Here is a 17,094-nt window from a genome sequence, read left to right as displayed (position 1 = left end):
TATTTCAAAATATCGATTGTAGAAGAAATTTCTCCACTGAGGGTAGCTATGAAAACCTCAACAGGATCTCGATCATGCATAAACTGCCCCTCCCCGTAAAACTTTCAAGAATAACCAATCGTACCAAAATTAAACTAAGCTACAACAAATTTTAAGTCCCCTCAACACAATCAGCTTAATGAGAATCCACTCTCAACTACGGTCACTTCTCTTCAAGCAAAATAACAGCAAAACATTTATGCATTATGCCTCGTCTCACACTCAATCCATTTCCGAATCCATAAAATCATGCGCTTTGCAGATATAAATTATAAAACCCAACAGACAACACACTGCCAATGAAACTGCCATAGTCCGTGGATTGTGCCCCGATATCTTTCCAATAACCGCGGCACTTAGCGCAGCACTTCCTAATTGTAAAGCCCCCATCATACCGGAAGCTGTTCCAGCAGCTTGCGGATGCGAAGAAATAGCCAATGCTGTCCCTAACGGCAATAAAAAACCATTCCCAAAAGTAAGAACAGCAATAGCCATAAAACTGGTCACAAGCGGCCATGGACTTACATACATTTGCAGAACAAATAACCCTGCCCCTACAACAAAAATAATATATCCGCGCCATATAGTTCTTTCCATAGACTCTCGTTTGAAAAACCATCGCGCCATAAGATTTCCTAAAATATAGGGTAAGGAGACGTCAATATAGCTATAACCAATATATATTGCTGGTAAACCTAAAGTTGTGAGTAAAAAAGGCGATTCCACAATATAAGCGAAATATGCTGCGTAAGAAAAACATGGAATAAGTGCATAAAAAATAAATTGTTTATTTCTAAGAACTCCTAAACACCCTTTTATAAATCCAACAGCAGAAAAACGTTGACGTTTTTGAGGCGGTAAGGTTTCCGTGAGCACAAAATAACAGAGCAAAATGGTCAAGCATATAAAAAGGCTTAAAAAGATAAAGGTAGCTTGCCAATTAAAAACTTGTAATAAGAGCCCTCCCACTAAAGGAGCAAGCGCTGGTGACATGCCAATAAAGGGAAAAACAATTAAGTAAAGTTTTCCAGCCGCTTTTTTATCCAATAAATCATTAATAATAGCACGACTTAAAACAATCCCTGCACAAGCTCCAAGTCCTTGTAAGAAACGTAACACAAGAAAAGCGTAAATATTAACCGTATAAACTACACTAAGCGTGGTAAATAACCATAAAAACAACCCAAATAGAAGTGTTTTTTTACGTCCAAAATTATCACTAAGTGGCCCATAAATGAGCTGTCCAATAGCCAATGCAAAAAGAAAAATTGCCACAGCACTCTGAATCCGAGATTCAGTCACATGATAATATTGACGCATTTCTCCAAGTGCCGGAAGAAAAATGTCTGTAGAAATCAGACCTCCCGTTGATAAGCATACGATAAGTATAAGAAATGGTAATGTATATTTATGATGCATGAGGGGGAAACACAATTTGTAATTAAAAATAATTAATTAATATAATACTATTTTTTATTTATTAATATATTTTATTTTTTATTTATATTGAGAATATTTATTCCCTCATAAAACATACCTTCTCAATCAACCGGCACGAAACTAAAGTCCCTTAAAAAATGTTTTTTCTCATCCCAGAATGATAATCAGCGTTTGTTTTTGGTGTTTTCTGTCCTTTTTAGTGCATATCTACTCACTTTTGGAACATTATCGGTCAAGAGGCATTTTATCTTCAGCATCATTCAAGGAGATAAAAATATGGAAACTCGTATTCCTGAAGACACACCCTTCGATAGCCATTTTCTAGGAGAAACATCTCTAGAAACAGATTATCCTTTTTTTCAAACATCTATTTCATGGTCAGCTATCTTTGCTGGACTGGTCACAGCCCTTGCCACCTCTATCTGCTTATCTTTTCTTGTTGTGGCATTAGGTTTCGGCCAAATAGACTTCACCTCTTTAACACCTTTTGAAGGCTCTTTCCTCTCTTTCGGGACTGGTTCTCTTATCGTCATGTTGATCAGCCTTGCCTTAGGAGGCTTTGTTGCTGGGCGTTTTGCAGAATCATCAGGCACACTTCATGGTTTTTTAACTTGGGCTCTGTTAACCCTTATCATGGCCCTACAAGCCATTCACGTGGTTTCAAGTACAGCAAAAATAGGCGCTAAAACTGTTGTAGAAAGCACTTCGGCAATCCAACAAACCGGAGACAATCTCAAAACAAATCTTGTTCCCTACCTTTCAAAATTAAACAACGAAAGTTTTGAACCCGTTTTGCGTGAGATAAAAGACAATGGCATTGATTTTGATAAATTGCGCGATAAATTACGCACCCTTTTCAATAAAAGTGACATTCCCGCCCTCAATCCGGATCGCTTACAGCAATCTTATCAAGCCGCTCTTAAAGATATTGGATCAGCAATAACTGCTTTCAAAAATGATCCTTCTCACTACCGAGTCACTCTGAAAGATCTTAGTGATCGTCTTTCTGATCGTATAGAAGCCATTACAGAAAAGATCAATGAAAACGATATCATCAACGCCTTGATGAATAATGGGATGACACATGCGGATGCACAAACAACCGCGAACCGTGCACTTCATCTTTATCAAACAGCAGAGGAAAAAACCGAACAAGCCATTAAAACTCTTGAAGCACAAGCTCATACACTTTCTCAAAAATTAGACACAACCATGAAGGACGCACGTCATACTGCGAATAAGGCAGCTAAAACAGCCTCCCACATGGGATGGTGGGGTTTTTTAGGAGGCTTAATTGGTGCCATACTTTCCAGTGTTTGTGGCTATTATGGTTATCGAAGCCGTAAAGATTCTTTTGTGCTTTGAAAAACTTTTAATGCAAAGTACATGAAAATAATAAGAAGCTGTACAGTATGGACAGCTTCTTATTACAAACTTGCTCTTAATTACTTTATTTTGGTACCCGTTCTTGTTTTAAAATAATCGTTATCACATGCTTTGCTGTCCTGCGCTTATTCTTATCTTAAAGGAGGTCTTAGTAAGAATTTCCTGTTTTACTAAATCAATGAACATTCTTATATGAATCCTTTGGTATAAGGGATACCCTATTCACTGTATAAGCATTTATAAACAGCACCAATATAAAATGTCCGGTTACTCTCACTTTTAAAAAGTGAAAACAAGAGATGACGAGAGGCATTACTTTTGTCAAATACCTTGATGATCAAAAATTTGTATTTGAAACAATACAGTTAATTTATACAAAAAACCGAGCGATGCTTTCAATTAACATGCTATTTGACAAAAAATAAAATCTCTGCTAATTTCACTGGCAATGGTAATTTGTTTTTTTATCATTAATTTTTATCAACTATTAAGGGGGGAAATATGAATATCTCACTTCATGAATTAGAAAAAGTCTCTGAATTAACTGCCGATGATGTTGCACCACCTTTGAGCAGCACTAAATACGCTCAACGTATTGATTCTCAAACTTGCGAAGAAAACTGCGGTATAAATGTATTACATGAAATTCAGTAATGTATTATGGGTGAGAACCTGCATGCATTCAATATATTCAGTGTAAGAGAGCTTAGCGTATTTCATTGTCATGTTTAAATTGTTTTCTGAAGGCTTTTCTCAAGAAGTTTGGGCTAAGCAAGCAGTTGAATTGTCAATTACAAGCATCCCTTTTCATGAAGGGGATGTTTTGTCTGCTTTAAAGCAATACGCAAAAAATCCGAATAAACTTTCAGCGCTTAACTCTCAATCTGAAGCAGTAACGGTTATTAATGGAGAGCGCACCCCAAATCCTCTTCCAGACTTTCTTGCTTTGAATGCTGATAAAACTATAGATGAATATATAACCCGCGTTGATCGCTGTGCTGAGGGAAAAGAATGGGGGGTCATGTATTATGGATTATACGCGGCCACCCCAATTATGTGGGACGTAGCAAAAAGATTTGCAGATCAGTTAGCACACTCTTTGGGCTTTCGGCCAGGTGGACGAGTAGATATTGATTGTTTTATCGGTCGATATTCCTCTACGCATGTTGGTATCCATGTGGATCATGCCCATAATTTCGGCTTTACTCTACGGGATGGGAAAACAATGTTCGCATGGCCCAGTACACGTAAAGACCTCCAAGGGCTAAAACATCCCAAATATGAAGCACACAAATCAACAGCAATCGCACTACAAAATCGTACTGATCGTGTTGCATACTTCCCTCATAATGCCTTCCATGTTGCCGAAACTGGAAAGAATATTGCCGTAAACATCAATATCGCCTTTTGGGAAACAGCAAATGATGTGCAGAAGCATAGAGAGTATATTTCTCATTTACTCCATATTGATGAGCGGACACGACATGATATTCGAACATCGGGTAGAGTAAGTTTAAACCCTGAGAACAGTTTTCAGCTATCGGCTCTAAACTCCGAAATTGCCAATGGCTCTCTAAAACGCCGGATGCTTATTGGCCAATTAATTTGCGATACAAGTTCGCGTTTATGCATCAGTCGCCCTCTTATTGATGTATCCGAAATTGAGAGTGAAATCATGCTTCGCCCCTCTGCCACTCTCCAATGGATTTGTTTACCTGAAACAAAAGAACTGCTCATCGCCGCAAATGGGCATTGTGCCAGTTTTAAATGTAGCGCTTATCTAGAGAGCTTTCTGTCTCAACTTTCCGCGGGAAAGAAAATCGACTTAGCAAAACTAAATGATAAATCATACACACCTGCTATGTGGAAAGAAACCTTAAAAATCGTAAAAGCTTTAGCATCTTGGGGAACGCTTTGATAAAGAAAAAAACCATTATTCTTGCCCGAATTTGCTTTTTTCTTGTCTTAGCCCTGAGTAGCTTTGCCGATGAAACAGCTCAAGTTACATTTGCTCTCCACTTAGCAAAAAGCACAGCTTCTATTTCAATGCTCTTGTTAGCCGGACTTATCGGTGCAGTTTGTGCTGGACCAGTTGCACCACGGCTCTTGCATCTGCTCACCCCCCCCCGTGCAGTGCCTGCTATTTTATTGTTTCAAGCACTATTTATAGCCGTAGCTGCAATCATAAACCAATTCTGGTCTTATATCGCCATTTCTTTTGCACTAGGATGTGCTGGTTCACTCTTTTGGTCTGCAATCCTCGTTGCTGTCCCTGAATTAGCAAAGAATAATCACCAGTTAGACTTCATCAATCGTATCATCCAAACTGTTCGCAACCTTGGTTATATTGGTGGCCCACTGTTAGGGGGACTGTTGTATGGTGTATCAAACGGACAAAGAGGGTTGTTTGCGCTTTCAATCATCGTTCTCTGTGCAACCTTTATCACTACATTCTGTGTAAAAATATTAAAAATGCATCAAGAAAAAATCAACACATCCGAGCAAACTAAAAAAGGGTTAGACGTAAGGGGATTATTGCGTAAAAAAAATGTTCTCTATGCTCTTACGCCACTCATTATTACCATCATACTCACCTCTGCTCTCAATGTTTTATCCATTGTCCGCATTCGTACCAATCTTGATTTAAGTGCACAAACATATGGAATGATCGCAAGCATGATAAGCCTAGGATTAGTAGTTGGTCCACTCTGCTTCTCCAACCTTTTTCAACGCTTTGGCAATGCCGCTGGAGCATCTTTGGCTGCGACAACCATTGGTTTTGGAGTTTTCTGTTTTTCCTTAACAGATTTTGTCTGGTTAATGATGGTTTCATTTTTCATCCTTGGAGCAGCCAATGGCGTACAAAATGCCCTTATGGCAAGCTTCATGATGAAAACTATTCAAAAAGAACATAGAAACAATCAAATGCCTGCCTATGTCTTCATCATACAAACATCCGTATGTATTGGTTTTATGGGAGCTGGTTTTGTGAGCGTGCATAATACCCAAAACACTCTCCTTGCAATCGGCATCGCTACCATAACCGTAGGTATTTTAGGTTTTGTATTAAATAGCACTGTACAAAAAAAGGAAGCTAACTATGGTTAGCAGAAATATGCGCTTTTTCTCTAAAGCAAACCATGCAACAAGCTTAAAGTTTCTACAAATACTCGAAAAATTGTTTCTTTTGAAATGATGCAGCCCCTTATGAACCAATCTCTTTAGTCCCTACTCTAAATAATATGAACGAACAAACCTTTCAACAACGTGCAACCTCGAAAGAGTTAAATAAGTCGATTTAACATTATGCAACAAGACCCGATAGGCTTAAATTTTTATAATGGAACAGGCGGATATGCATGGCAACTTGCAGACTATATGCAACATGATTGTAATGAGCACGTCCACTCCCTTGAATTGCAAAAACCTACACCGCCCACAGCTATAAATTCTTTAGCTGTTTATCCATGTGAATTAAATTCCTTGGCACGTATTCAATGGGCAAAAGATGTGCAGATAAAAAAAGATAAACCTGCCTTAATTGGAAAACGTCAAATTCAATCCATCACTGCTGTTTCTACGAAAGGAGCTGCATTCGGTGGATTTGACTTCTTGACCTCTGAAGCACTTCATAAAGGCTGTTTTGTGCAATCATTGAAAGAAATACAATTCAATGGTTCTCTTTTTTCTGCCGGAAGACTTTTGATATCACTGGTACGGCATGGGATCATTGAGACAGATCAACAAGCATTTTCAGAGGATAAAGCAACAGCACTTTTACGAGAACCAACATGCTTCATCACTCACTCTCCAATCGACTACTTTGCCATCAACCAGCTCAATGGACGCACAATCCGGCTTAATGAAAAAACAAAACATTTCTTAAAGAGTGCTTCAGCACCGATACCTATTCAACACCCTGTAAACGATTCAATAAAACTTTTTGTTAAAGCAGGAATGTTACGATTGGTAACATTAGAAAGATAAAAAGATGCACCTGATAAGACCTGGCATGGGAACAGAAAAGAGTGCTGAACTCATTTATACACTTATTCAAATGCTAAGACCACGCAAAGTCATTGAAATCGGTGCAGGCGATAGCACATGCTTTATTGCTCAAGCTCTTCAAAAAGCTAAATTATCATGGCAACAAGATAAAAAGCTTCTCGAATCTTCTCATTGGGAGGAACGCACAGCTTTGCTTGACCCCTCAGGAGTTCCTGAAAATTATGAACCACAACTTATCACAATTGATGATTTTACGGCAGAAGGTCAATCAGCGGAAGAAGCATGGCAAAAACTCCTCAATGCCAATATTGAAAAAGATACTGTAACATTTATCAATGAGAATTTTTTCTCCCTCGATGAACAGACAATCAAATCTTGGGGACCGATAGATTTTGCTTGGATCGATGCTGGAACTCCAGCAGATGACGTACGATTTATTATAACCCTTTGGGAACATATCGCTCCTGGTGGTTATCTTTGTCTCCATGAACCAACAATGACGACAGCAGTTGCTCTTGATGACAAACAACGCGTTCGGCGTGTAAGAACCCCTATCTGGGAAGAAATCCTCTATCGGCTTGATAATTCCTATGAAGCTTTAACATTCCCCGAAAACCATAAATATCGCCAAAGCGGTCTCGGTATCGTCCGTAAACGCACCAATGCCGAACAAGTTGTACGCTCACAATCGTTACAATCAGAATTAAGAGAGATCAATGAGCTTCCCATTCGAAGCGATATTTTGCCTATGGGAAAAGAAACACTTCACAAACGTAACATTCGCAATTCTTTAATTTCTGCAATGACCTCACCCACTTTACGCGTTGTTTATGCAGCAATTATACTTGGTGCTAAAAATCTTTCCGATATTTTTAAACATGTCAATTCAGATGCCAAAAGCATTCATAAATCCATTAATCGTCTTTTGAATCTTGGTCTTATTCAAAATACAAAAGAGGGATTTCAAGCGGTAGATACATTATGGCAAGCATTAGAAGATAAAAACATACGAAATATGGAAAATTTAAATGACCGCTCCCTAGAAACAGAGGATATGCTTACAAAAATTAGTACAGCATTTCAAATGGAGAAAGTTTATAGCGAAACTGAAGTCTCAAAGATATGCAGCCTCTTTACTTTAGATTTTGCAAGATTAAGACGTACATTGGTTGAAGAAGGATTTTTAAAACGGTACGTAAACAAATATCAGCGCATGCGCTAAAAAGAAAAAAGATATTGAATCTTTCAGGAAAATTTTAAAGGCTAATAGTCTGGAGTGAAAGCTGATGATAAACATTTTTTATAGCATAAAAATAAACAATTTTTGCAGCTTTTTTCACCAAATAATCCGGATGAAGATTTCTATTTTTATGAACCCAATCATATAAAATAAGCATCTTAGCATTATTGAATGCGATACACTTCATCATGCGGAAATTATAACCTATTACCAAAATTAAAAAAACTGTGACGGCATTCTTAATCTTACAGATACTTGGAAAACAATTGTCAATAAAATCTCCACAATTTTAAGATCTAAAATCCCAAATGCCTATGCGATAAATATCTGTAGAGACAAGACTTATCTAATAAATAATCCTTTCTGAAAAAAGGCCAACAAAAGGGCAAGTAACTGTTATTAAACATAATGCTTTCCAAGTATCACATGACCTCTTTTACCCTATCATTATGAAATATCTAAAAGAAAAAAACTCAAGAAATGTATGGTCTGCAAATAATATGACAGGAGAAATAAGCCCCCATTATGAAACCGAAGAGATGCGATGGGGAATTGAACATGAAGAGGATGCCTTGCAAGAATATGGCTTCATTTATGATGCCAATATCATAAAATGCGGCTTTGTCCCTCATCCGACAATAAAAATGGCTGGGGCTAGCCCTGATGGGCTTATTGGAGAAGAGGGGTTAATCGAAGTCAAATGTCCAAGATCCATATGCGTTTTTGTATCGATGACCAAATCAAACCGGAATATCACGCACAAATGCAATTCCAAATGGCCTGTACAGGACGAAAATGGTGTGATTTTGTAAGCTATGATCCACGCTTTCGCATGCATCAATCATCTCACTTACGTATGAAAGTCAAACGTGTGCACCGTGATGAAGAACAGATTAACAGTATTAACCAAGCTGTCGAAGCCTTTTTAGCAGAGATAGAGCAAGAGATACAAAAGATCTCGACTAAAGCTGCTTAAACCCTATGGGGGTGCAATTTACCGCCTCCTAGCACCCCCACCCTCTCAGAACAACTTTCAAGAAATGCGTGATTCACGCCACAGGTAAATTGCATCTAAGAAAGGAGAATAAACATGGCACCTCGCCCCGCTGCTATAACACAACCGGCTATTGCTCGCGCCTTAAGAGAAGCAAAAAAACAAGGATGCGAATTAATAAAAATAAAGCCTACCGGTGAACTGCTCATCTATCTCAAATCCGATATCCCAATACCAAATTCAGCAGCACAAACTGATAACATTTGGAATTCTTTAAACGATAAATGCGACCTTGATATCATCTTATAGTCCCGCCCCACGCCTAAACCACGTCCCCCTCATCTTGTTAAACAAATTACCAAATATGGAAAAATTATATGGTATGTGCGTATTGGTCATGGGAAACGTATTAGAGTACGAGGAACCTATGGAACGCAAGAGTTTGTTGATAATTACAAAAGCGCCCTTGCCCAATTACAAGGGCTGATCCTTCCTAAATCCAAAGTAGGTAAACTTGTTGAAGGTTCATTTGCATGGCTGCTCAAACAGTATTTTAATAGCGTTCATTGGCATAGCCTCGCTAAAAGTACGAAAAGACAAAGAGAACTCATTTTAATGAAGGTATGCGATTCCATAGGAAATATTCCCTACAAAGCCATCGAAAAGAAACATATTATAGCTGATGTTGAACGCCGCAAGGAAAAAATAACAGCTGCTCACAATTTTATAAAAGTACTTAATGGTCTTTTTAATTGGGCAATTGATCAAGAGCTTTTAGAAAACAATCCAACCGTAGGAGTAAAAAGACCAGCTTACAGCAACAAAGAGGGGTTTCCTGTTTGGACAGAAGAAGATGTTGAGAAATATTATCACCATTGATCCCGTGGTACACACGAGCGCGTATGGATTGATGTTCTTTTGTATACGGATCTACGCCGTAGTGATACGGTACGAATTGGTTGGAAAGATGTGAAAGAGAATATCATTCATCTCAAGACAGAGAATAGAATCAATAGCCATAAATTCCCTTGTTTTTAACACGACTTATTGATTTTTATGTCTTTTCTTAACGAATGACGGAATTTGATATAAAAACTTAGGAAAATACGGTGCTATAAACTGAATGATACCCCAGCTTATAAAACTGCCTAAAATTGTACCCGCTAAAACATCAAGAGGATAATGTACACCAACAAAGATACGCCCCCAACAAATCAAACATAAAAACACCGCTGCAAACTGAGACGCAATTTTGTATCTATAAAAATAAAGGCTTGCCATATAAGATGCAAATGTCAAAGCATGATTGCTAGGAAAAGAAGCGGTTGCACGATGCTTAATCAGTGGTGCCGTTAACCCCATAACAAATGGGCGTGGATGAAAATAAATAAGAGAAATGAGATAACCTATAAAAAGAGACACACAAATACTCACAAAAATACTTAGTGCTACACATCGCTCTTTCTCTTCACCATAAAACCATAACACACAAAGATGTAGTGGAATAATATAAATCAAAAATTTCGCACAAAAAATACTAAACGCAACTAAAATCGGCCAAGATTGATGATTGCCTGTAAGCATTTTAAAAAGCGCAATATCAATCCAGTTTAAATAATCCATTCTTCCTTGCCTCATCTTTGTGGCTTTACAGCATCATCTTTTTGTAAAAAGGGTAAACTCTATAGGAAATATATCAAGATTTAATAAATCAATTTTTTTATACGCATAAACTTGCTATTTTAAAAGATAAGTTGTAAACGTCAAATGTTTGTTACCGGCACTTTGGCTGGAGGTTGAACGGAGGGCTGGAAAGTTACCAGTAGGAAACGCAATGTTTCTGACCTCCTGTGTCTCCGCTCTCGGATGTCTCAGATTGTAAGCGCGTCCTTTCTTCTTTGGAGTTCCAAAAAAGACAAGTCGCAGAGGCTTTGCGCTAAAACCGGTAAAGTTTAATTGAAGAAAGGCAAAGCAATGGCTCTTTATGAACATATGTTCCTTGCCCGACAGGATATTGCACCGCAACAAATTGATGAACTTTTGAGTGTCTACAAAGGTGTCATTGAAGCGCATGGTGGAAAAGTTGGGCGTGTAGAAAATTGGGGGCTTCGTCCCCTCGCTTATCGTATTCGCAAAAATCGTAAAGCTTATTATGTACTGGTTAATATCGATGCACCAGCCGCAGCAATTGCTGAAGTTGAGCGCCAAATGCGTATCAATGAAGACATTTTGCGTTATATGACCATTCGCGTAGAAAAACACGAAAAAGAGAAATCTCCTCTATTTTCACGTATTGATCGTAATGGTCACGATGAGGAGCGCCCTCGCTTTCCGCGTCGTCAACGTGAAGATGCTATAGAAGGAGTAGAGTGATGACCGATATGAATCAAACTGCAACACGTCGTCCTTTTCATCGTCGTCGTAAAACATGTCCGTTTTTAGGTGCTAATGCTCCTAAAATTGATTACAAAGATGTCAAATTATTGCAACGTTATATTTCAGAACGAGGGAAAATCGTTCCTTCGCGGATTACAGCTGTTAGTCAAAAAAAACAGCGTGAATTAGCGAATGCCATTAAGCGTGCTCGTTTTCTAGGATTACTTCCATACGTTATAAGGTAAGTTATCAACACATTACGCAACTGGGGAAACTCCCCAGTCGCTTTTCCTGTATGATCTGGTAAAATAATTGATTGTGGGCTATATACGACGTAAAGATATCAAAAGTTGAGGCATTGTAATTGCCCCTAACTGCAAAAGGCAGGACAGCGATAAATGAAAAACTTTCATTTTTATAAGATAATGACCGGTATTTTGGCGGGGCTTTTTGCTGTTGTCATAGGAATGGCAATCATCAGTGTTGCGAATATCGCACCCTATTTTTCTCTTCTTCTTAGTTGCTTTCTTTCATTCCCAATTTTTATAGTTGCTTTTAGTCAAGGAACATTAGCCAGCTTCGTTGCACTCATAAGTGCAACTGTTATTTTTATTATAACCACTAATATCTATACTGCTCTTAGCTTTATGTTGTTATTTTTTCTTCCTGCTGTCTATGCTGCTTGGCTCCTTGGGCTTGCACGACCAGATCATAAGGAAAATACACTGATATGGTATCCACTATCATCAGTTATTTTTCATTTAACAAACTTCATCGCCCTTATAGCGACCTTCATCGGGCTCTATATCCAAACCCGTCCATCTACACCTCTTATTGCAAAAAAAGTTACTACAGATATAGCACAAGCCATGCAACAATCCCAGTCACTAAAAGAAACAGATATACTCGCTTTTAGTGATTTTTTAATGGCGAATGCAGCAACTTTAACAGCTATCGCTCTAACAATTTATAGTTTGATTTTTCTCATTGGTAATCTTTATTTTTCGATAATAACAGCTCAACATATGAAGTGGCTGAAAAGGCCTCGTGATGATTGGAGCAATACTCTGCGTGTTCCAATTTCTGGAATTATTATTTTTATTGTTGTTTGCTTAGTATCAATGGTTGAATTGAGCGCTTCTCTCAATTTGAGCGCACTTGTCTTTAGCACTGCTTATACTGTCACCATCTTAATCAGTGGTTTAGCATATCTCCATAATATTACAAAAGGAATCAATGGCCGTATTCTCATACTCTCTCTTGTTTATATTGCCATTTTAACCGTCATTTTTGCTCCACCTATTTCTTTCATGATGCTCTTGATGGGTATTTGGGCAGCTATTCAATACAACTTTGAATCACGCAAAAAACTTCACTAAATTTATTTTTTCGAAAGGATAAACTATGGATATTATTCTACTTGAGCGCATTCCTCGTCTTGGTCAAATGGGTGATATTGTCTCGGTTAAGGATGGTTACGCACGTAACTTCCTTTTACCTCAAGGCAAAGCTTTGCGCGCTAATGAAGTTAATAAAAAACATTTTGAAATACAACGTGCACAACTTGAAGCGCGTAATCTTGAACGCAAAAGTGAAGCACAAAAAATTGCTGAAAAACTTGATGGTAAATCATTTATTGCCGTTCGTTCAGCTGGTGAAACAGGACAACTTTACGGATCTGTAACAACGCGTGATATTTCTGAAATTATAACAAATGAAGGATTTTCTATTGGACGCAATCAGATTGAACTGAATCATCCAATAAAAACGATTGGCCTCCACACCATCACTCTTAGTCTACACCCTGAAGTTCAAATTTCTGTGATCATTAATGTTGCACGTTCAGCCAATGAAGCACAACGCCAAGCAGAAGGTGAAACTCTAACTTCTGCTGAAGCAATCTATGATATCCAAAAAGAATCAGTAGAAGAAAAACAGGAAGAGCTATCAACAGAAGAAATCAACGATAATGATGCAAATGACATTGATAAAGAAGCTTAACTAATATTTTTATTCTCTATCTTGCACTTTCTGTTTTTTTATCATTGAACAATATTGATACACAACCGAACATTTAGCCTTTTAGGCTAAATGTTCGGTTGTGTTGTCATGAAAACTAAATTCTTATGAAAAAAATAATCTTTAGTATGGTGTATAAAAATAGTCAGAAAAAATATTCCCACCCATTTTTTATTAAAATAGAAATCAAAATTTCTCAGCCCCTAATTTAAAAAATGATCTTTCTATAAAGGTGTAAATTGGTTGTATCGTTCCTTCTTATTTAAAATAATTCTTATTATAAAGAAAAATAATTTTACTTAGTGCGATACTAAAGTTTTAGCATCCCATAACATTAAAACATTTAAGATACAGCATTGTGTTTTTTTTAAAACACCAAAAGTGCAATTTAGAAAATTTACATATTTTCTAAAATTTCTATATTATGAAAATATAAAGGAATAAGCTCCAGTAATAGGCAAAGAATGAATCAGAAATTGAAGAGAACACAAAAAAGGATTGAAAAAACGAAGATTTTGTCTCCTATCCTTTTTATATAAATTGCTCGATTGATTGCCAAAAATAGTTAAATGCGAAATTTTGATGAGAGAAACTGTCATGGAAGAAACCAGCGTCATTAATTTTAACTCTTCACATAAAGAAGAGCCTCCTTCTTTCCAACAACTCCCACATAATATCGAAGCTGAACAGGCCCTTCTTGGAGCACTTCTCATCAACAATGAAGCTCATGATCGCGTTTCAGATTTTTTGAAGCCTGAACATTTTTTTGAACCACTGCATCAAAAAATCTACGCTGTTTTATCCCATCTTATCGAAAAAGGAAAAGTTGCAGATCCGGTTACCATAAAACCCTTCATTCCAGCGGAAGAAAAAATTGCCGATATTACCGTATATAATTATGTTGTTCGTTTAACCAAAGAAGCCGTAACAATCATTAATACCGAAGATTATGGGCGGGTCATCTATGATCTTTTTCTCAGACGCTCGTTGATTAATATTGGAACTCAAGTTGTTAATACGGCCTTTGATGCTCCTGTAGAGCTTACACCATCTAGGCAAATTGAAACAGTTGAACAACATTTATTTGAACTCGCAGAAAAGGGAAAATATGGAGGGGGATTTGAAAACTTCAATGAAGCTGTCAAAAAAGCTCTTGACATGGCAAGTGCTGCCAAAAAGCGTTCATCTCACTTATCAGGAATAGCTACTCATATTAAAACACTTGATGAAAAAATGGGAGGATTACAAAAATCTGATCTCATTATCCTCGCTGGACGCCCTGGTATGGGGAAAACCTCTCTTGCTACCAATATTGCCTTTAATATTGCCAATGCTTGCAAGCGTGATGGCTCAAAACAGGAAAATGAAGGAGGCGTTGTTGGATTTTTCTCGCTGGAAATGTCATCAGAACAGCTAGCAACTCGTATTATTTCTGAACAGACAGAGGTTTCTTCTTCTGATATCCGCCGTGGAAATATCACAGAAGAACAATTTGCAAAAATCATCCGTGCAATGAATCGCTTACAAAAAGCACCGCTTTATATCGATCAAACTGGCGGTATTTCAATCACGCAATTGGCAGCACGCGCACGCCGTCTCAAGCGACAACACGGTTTGGATGTTTTAATTATTGACTATATCCAGTTAATGACAAGCAATTCAAAGCGTTCCTCTGAAAATCGTGTTCAAGAAATTACAGAAATTACTACAGGATTAAAAGCATTGGCGAAAGAATTGAATATTCCTATCATTGCTCTTTCACAACTTTCCCGCCAAGTTGAAAATCGTACAGATAAACGTCCACAACTCTCCGATTTACGAGAATCTGGTTCTATTGAGCAAGATGCTGACATCGTGCTTTTTGTCTATCGTGAAGAATATTATCTCAAAAATGAAGAACCAAAGATAGGCACGCTTGAATATGAAAGATGGCAAAATACAATGGATAAAGCTTTTGGAAAAGCTGACGTTATTGTCGCAAAACAGCGCCATGGGCCAACAGGGACCGTTCATCTTGCCTTTCAGTCTGATTTTACACGCTTCAGTGATCTGGCAGATAGTCATTATCTTCCAGAACAAATTGGTTAAATCATCATGGCACGTAACCGTCTTCAATTTATTTGCCAAAATTGTGGAACCATTCATTCACGCTGGGCTGGGAAATGCAATTCCTGTGGCGAATGGAATTCCCTTAGCGAAGAAAATGAAAATAGTGGTATTGCTAGTGGACCAATGCAAAATATCCGTAAAGGACGTATAGTTGCCCTTACGTCTCTTTCTGGAAATCTTCAAGATGCTCCGCGCATCCATTCTGGCATCGATGAGTTTGATCGTGTTACTGGTGGGGGATTTGTTCGTGGATCAGCATTACTTGTTGGTGGAGATCCAGGTATTGGAAAATCAACATTACTCACACAAACCGCTGCTGCTTTATCGCGAAAGGGACATAATGTCATCTATGTTTCAGGTGAAGAAGCCATTGCACAAATATGCCTTCGTGCACAAAGACTTGGTGCTGAAAATACAAAAGTTAAACTCGCCGCTGAAACCAATGTTGAAGATATTCTTGCAACATTAAACGAACATAAAGACCTTGATATGGTTATTATCGATTCCATTCAAACTCTATGGTCTGATGCAGCGGATTCAGCACCAGGTACGGTCACACAAGTGCGTATTGGTGCTCAAGCAATGATCCGCTTTGCAAAAAAAACAGGAGCAGCTGTTGTCCTTGTTGGGCATGTTACAAAAGATGGACAAATTGCTGGTCCCCGTGTTGTAGAACATATGGTTGATGCTGTTCTCTATTTTGAAGGTGAAGGGGGGCATCATTATCGAATCCTTAGAACTGTAAAAAACCGCTTTGGACCAACGGATGAAATTGGTGTTTTTGAAATGTCTAATCAAGGATTGCGGGAAGTCATAAATCCATCCGAACTTTTTTTAGGTGAACGAAATGAAAAAGCACCAGGCACAGCTGTTTTTGCAGGAATGGAAGGAACACGCCCTATACTCGTAGAAATTCAAGCGCTTGTTGCTCCCTCTTCACTTGGAACACCACGACGCGCTGTTGTGGGATGGGATGGAAATCGTCTTTCAATGATTCTTGCTGTTTTAGAAGCTCATTGTGGAGTTCGCTTTGGACAACACGATGTCTATCTTAACGTTGCGGGTGGATATCGCATAGCAGAACCAGCAGCTGATTTAGCTGTTGCAGCAGCTTTGGTATCCTCTCTTGCAAACATTCCTCTTCCAAAAGATTATGTCTATTTTGGTGAAATCAGCCTTTCAGGAGCTACCCGCACTGTTGCGCATTCAGTACAACGCATCAATGAAGCAAAAAAACTTGGGTTTCAGGGAGCCGTTCACTCCACTACTACAACAGAAAAGATGCAATTGCTTAATTTTCAACAAACAACATTCTCTGACCTTCCTGAACTGGTCGCTGCCATTACTACAGGTAAAAAATGATCCACGCTCCACGTATGATAATATAGAAAAAACTCTACAAAATACAAAAGACCCTTGCTATAAGAATAAAAAATAGCATAACAAGAAACGCATTTGTATACTAACTTAAAAAACACAACTT

15 protein-coding genes and 2 pseudogenes are annotated in these 17,094 nt (G+C 38.1%); 15 read left to right on the top strand and 2 right to left on the bottom strand.

Annotation, left to right across the window (positions count from 1 at the left end; translation table 11 throughout):
• Nucleotides 1-261: 261 nt before the first annotated feature.
• On the bottom strand, nt 262-1,458 hold the full coding sequence (locus tag AC0QT1_RS04390; RefSeq protein WP_473201721.1) for a multidrug effflux MFS transporter: 1,197 nt from the start codon (nt 1,456-1,458) through the stop codon (nt 262-264).
• A gap of 297 nt (nt 1,459-1,755) precedes the next feature.
• Between AC0QT1_RS04390 and AC0QT1_RS04385 the strand changes: the two genes are divergently transcribed.
• From AC0QT1_RS04385 to AC0QT1_RS04345, 9 genes and pseudogenes are all read left to right on the top strand, one after another.
• Nucleotides 1,756-2,844: a DUF3792 domain-containing protein gene (locus AC0QT1_RS04385; protein ID WP_473201720.1), complete on the top strand. Its 1,089-nt coding sequence runs from the start codon at nt 1,756-1,758 to the stop codon at nt 2,842-2,844.
• A gap of 522 nt (nt 2,845-3,366) precedes the next feature.
• Nucleotides 3,367-3,519 carry a hypothetical protein gene (locus tag AC0QT1_RS04380; protein WP_473201719.1) on the top strand — a complete coding sequence of 51 codons (153 nt, stop codon included), beginning with the start codon at nt 3,367-3,369 and terminating at the stop codon, nt 3,517-3,519.
• A 70-nt stretch (nt 3,520-3,589) separates the two neighbouring features.
• Nucleotides 3,590-4,783 (top strand): hypothetical protein, encoded by a 1,194-nt coding sequence (locus AC0QT1_RS04375; protein WP_473201718.1) that lies wholly within the window; start codon nt 3,590-3,592, stop codon nt 4,781-4,783.
• Nucleotides 4,780-5,973 carry an MFS transporter gene (locus tag AC0QT1_RS04370; RefSeq protein ID WP_473201717.1) on the top strand — a complete coding sequence of 398 codons (1,194 nt, stop codon included), beginning with the start codon at nt 4,780-4,782 and terminating at the stop codon, nt 5,971-5,973. Before AC0QT1_RS04375 ends, AC0QT1_RS04370 begins: the two co-directional genes overlap by 4 nt.
• 198 nt (nt 5,974-6,171) lie before the next feature.
• Nucleotides 6,172-6,852 (top strand): hypothetical protein, encoded by a 681-nt coding sequence (locus AC0QT1_RS04365; protein WP_473201716.1) that lies wholly within the window; start codon nt 6,172-6,174, stop codon nt 6,850-6,852.
• Between the two features lie 25 nt (nt 6,853-6,877).
• Nucleotides 6,878-8,095: a class I SAM-dependent methyltransferase gene (locus AC0QT1_RS04360; protein WP_473201715.1), complete on the top strand. Its 1,218-nt coding sequence runs from the start codon at nt 6,878-6,880 to the stop codon at nt 8,093-8,095.
• Between the two features lie 518 nt (nt 8,096-8,613).
• Nucleotides 8,614-9,089: pseudogene (locus AC0QT1_RS04355) on the top strand (lambda exonuclease family protein); the annotation flags it as partial.
• Nucleotides 9,090-9,203: 114 nt separating this feature from the next.
• On the top strand, nt 9,204-9,416 hold the full coding sequence (locus AC0QT1_RS04350; RefSeq protein WP_473201714.1) for a hypothetical protein: 213 nt from the start codon (nt 9,204-9,206) through the stop codon (nt 9,414-9,416).
• Nucleotides 9,417-9,461: 45 nt separating this feature from the next.
• Nucleotides 9,462-10,109, top strand: a pseudogene (locus AC0QT1_RS04345) (phage integrase central domain-containing protein); the annotation flags it as partial.
• Nucleotides 10,110-10,151: 42 nt separating this feature from the next.
• On the opposite strand, the gene AC0QT1_RS04340 reads toward AC0QT1_RS04345, so the two are convergent.
• Nucleotides 10,152-10,730: an undecaprenyl-diphosphatase gene (locus AC0QT1_RS04340; protein ID WP_473201713.1), complete on the bottom strand. Its 579-nt coding sequence runs from the start codon at nt 10,728-10,730 to the stop codon at nt 10,152-10,154.
• Nucleotides 10,731-11,081: 351 nt separating this feature from the next.
• Between AC0QT1_RS04340 and rpsF the strand changes: the two genes are divergently transcribed.
• The 6 genes from rpsF to radA all read left to right on the top strand — a co-directional run bounded on the left by rpsF (nt 11,082) and on the right by radA (nt 16,973).
• Nucleotides 11,082-11,480 (top strand): 30S ribosomal protein S6, encoded by a 399-nt coding sequence (rpsF, locus tag AC0QT1_RS04335; RefSeq protein ID WP_473200909.1) that lies wholly within the window; start codon nt 11,082-11,084, stop codon nt 11,478-11,480.
• The gene (gene rpsR / locus AC0QT1_RS04330; RefSeq protein WP_473200908.1) at nt 11,480-11,728 is read left to right on the top strand and encodes a 30S ribosomal protein S18; all 249 of its coding nucleotides are present in this window, start codon (nt 11,480-11,482) and stop codon (nt 11,726-11,728) included. Before rpsF ends, rpsR begins: the two co-directional genes overlap by 1 nt.
• A gap of 153 nt (nt 11,729-11,881) precedes the next feature.
• Entirely contained in the window at nt 11,882-12,862 is a 981-nt protein-coding gene (locus AC0QT1_RS04325) for a hypothetical protein (RefSeq protein ID WP_473200907.1), read from the top strand.
• Nucleotides 12,863-12,887: 25 nt separating this feature from the next.
• The gene (gene rplI, locus AC0QT1_RS04320; protein ID WP_473201712.1) at nt 12,888-13,484 is read left to right on the top strand and encodes a 50S ribosomal protein L9; all 597 of its coding nucleotides are present in this window, start codon (nt 12,888-12,890) and stop codon (nt 13,482-13,484) included.
• A 615-nt stretch (nt 13,485-14,099) separates the two neighbouring features.
• Entirely contained in the window at nt 14,100-15,590 is a 1,491-nt protein-coding gene (locus AC0QT1_RS04315) for a replicative DNA helicase (protein WP_473200905.1), read from the top strand.
• 6 nt (nt 15,591-15,596) lie between these two features.
• Nucleotides 15,597-16,973, top strand: a complete 1,377-nt coding sequence (gene radA, locus AC0QT1_RS04310) for a DNA repair protein RadA (protein ID WP_473201711.1) — start codon at nt 15,597-15,599, stop codon at nt 16,971-16,973.
• The last annotated feature ends 121 nt before the right edge of the window (nt 16,974-17,094 follow it).

Source organism: Bartonella sp. P12B (genome assembly GCF_055796185.1).
This window is presented reverse-complemented; position numbering and strand designations above follow the sequence as displayed.

Excerpts from the sequence above, each read along its gene's own strand:
- rpsF (WP_473200909.1), top strand. The coding sequence starts at position 11,082 with ATGGCTCTTTATGAACATATGTTCCTTGCCCGACAGGATATTGCACCG.
- AC0QT1_RS04385 (WP_473201720.1), top strand. The coding sequence starts at position 1,756 with ATGGAAACTCGTATTCCTGAAGACACACCCTTCGATAGCCATTTTCTA.
- AC0QT1_RS04325 (WP_473200907.1), top strand. The coding sequence starts at position 11,882 with ATGAAAAACTTTCATTTTTATAAGATAATGACCGGTATTTTGGCGGGG.
- AC0QT1_RS04380 (WP_473201719.1), top strand. The coding sequence starts at position 3,367 with ATGAATATCTCACTTCATGAATTAGAAAAAGTCTCTGAATTAACTGCC.
- AC0QT1_RS04390 (WP_473201721.1), bottom strand. The coding sequence starts at position 1,458 with ATGCATCATAAATATACATTACCATTTCTTATACTTATCGTATGCTTA.
- AC0QT1_RS04350 (WP_473201714.1), top strand. The coding sequence starts at position 9,204 with ATGGCACCTCGCCCCGCTGCTATAACACAACCGGCTATTGCTCGCGCC.
- rplI (WP_473201712.1), top strand. The coding sequence starts at position 12,888 with ATGGATATTATTCTACTTGAGCGCATTCCTCGTCTTGGTCAAATGGGT.
- AC0QT1_RS04375 (WP_473201718.1), top strand. The coding sequence starts at position 3,590 with ATGTTTAAATTGTTTTCTGAAGGCTTTTCTCAAGAAGTTTGGGCTAAG.
- AC0QT1_RS04365 (WP_473201716.1), top strand. The coding sequence starts at position 6,172 with ATGCAACAAGACCCGATAGGCTTAAATTTTTATAATGGAACAGGCGGA.
- AC0QT1_RS04315 (WP_473200905.1), top strand. The coding sequence starts at position 14,100 with ATGGAAGAAACCAGCGTCATTAATTTTAACTCTTCACATAAAGAAGAG.
- AC0QT1_RS04340 (WP_473201713.1), bottom strand. The coding sequence starts at position 10,730 with ATGGATTATTTAAACTGGATTGATATTGCGCTTTTTAAAATGCTTACA.
- AC0QT1_RS04360 (WP_473201715.1), top strand. The coding sequence starts at position 6,878 with ATGGGAACAGAAAAGAGTGCTGAACTCATTTATACACTTATTCAAATG.
- radA (WP_473201711.1), top strand. The coding sequence starts at position 15,597 with ATGGCACGTAACCGTCTTCAATTTATTTGCCAAAATTGTGGAACCATT.
- rpsR (WP_473200908.1), top strand. The coding sequence starts at position 11,480 with ATGACCGATATGAATCAAACTGCAACACGTCGTCCTTTTCATCGTCGT.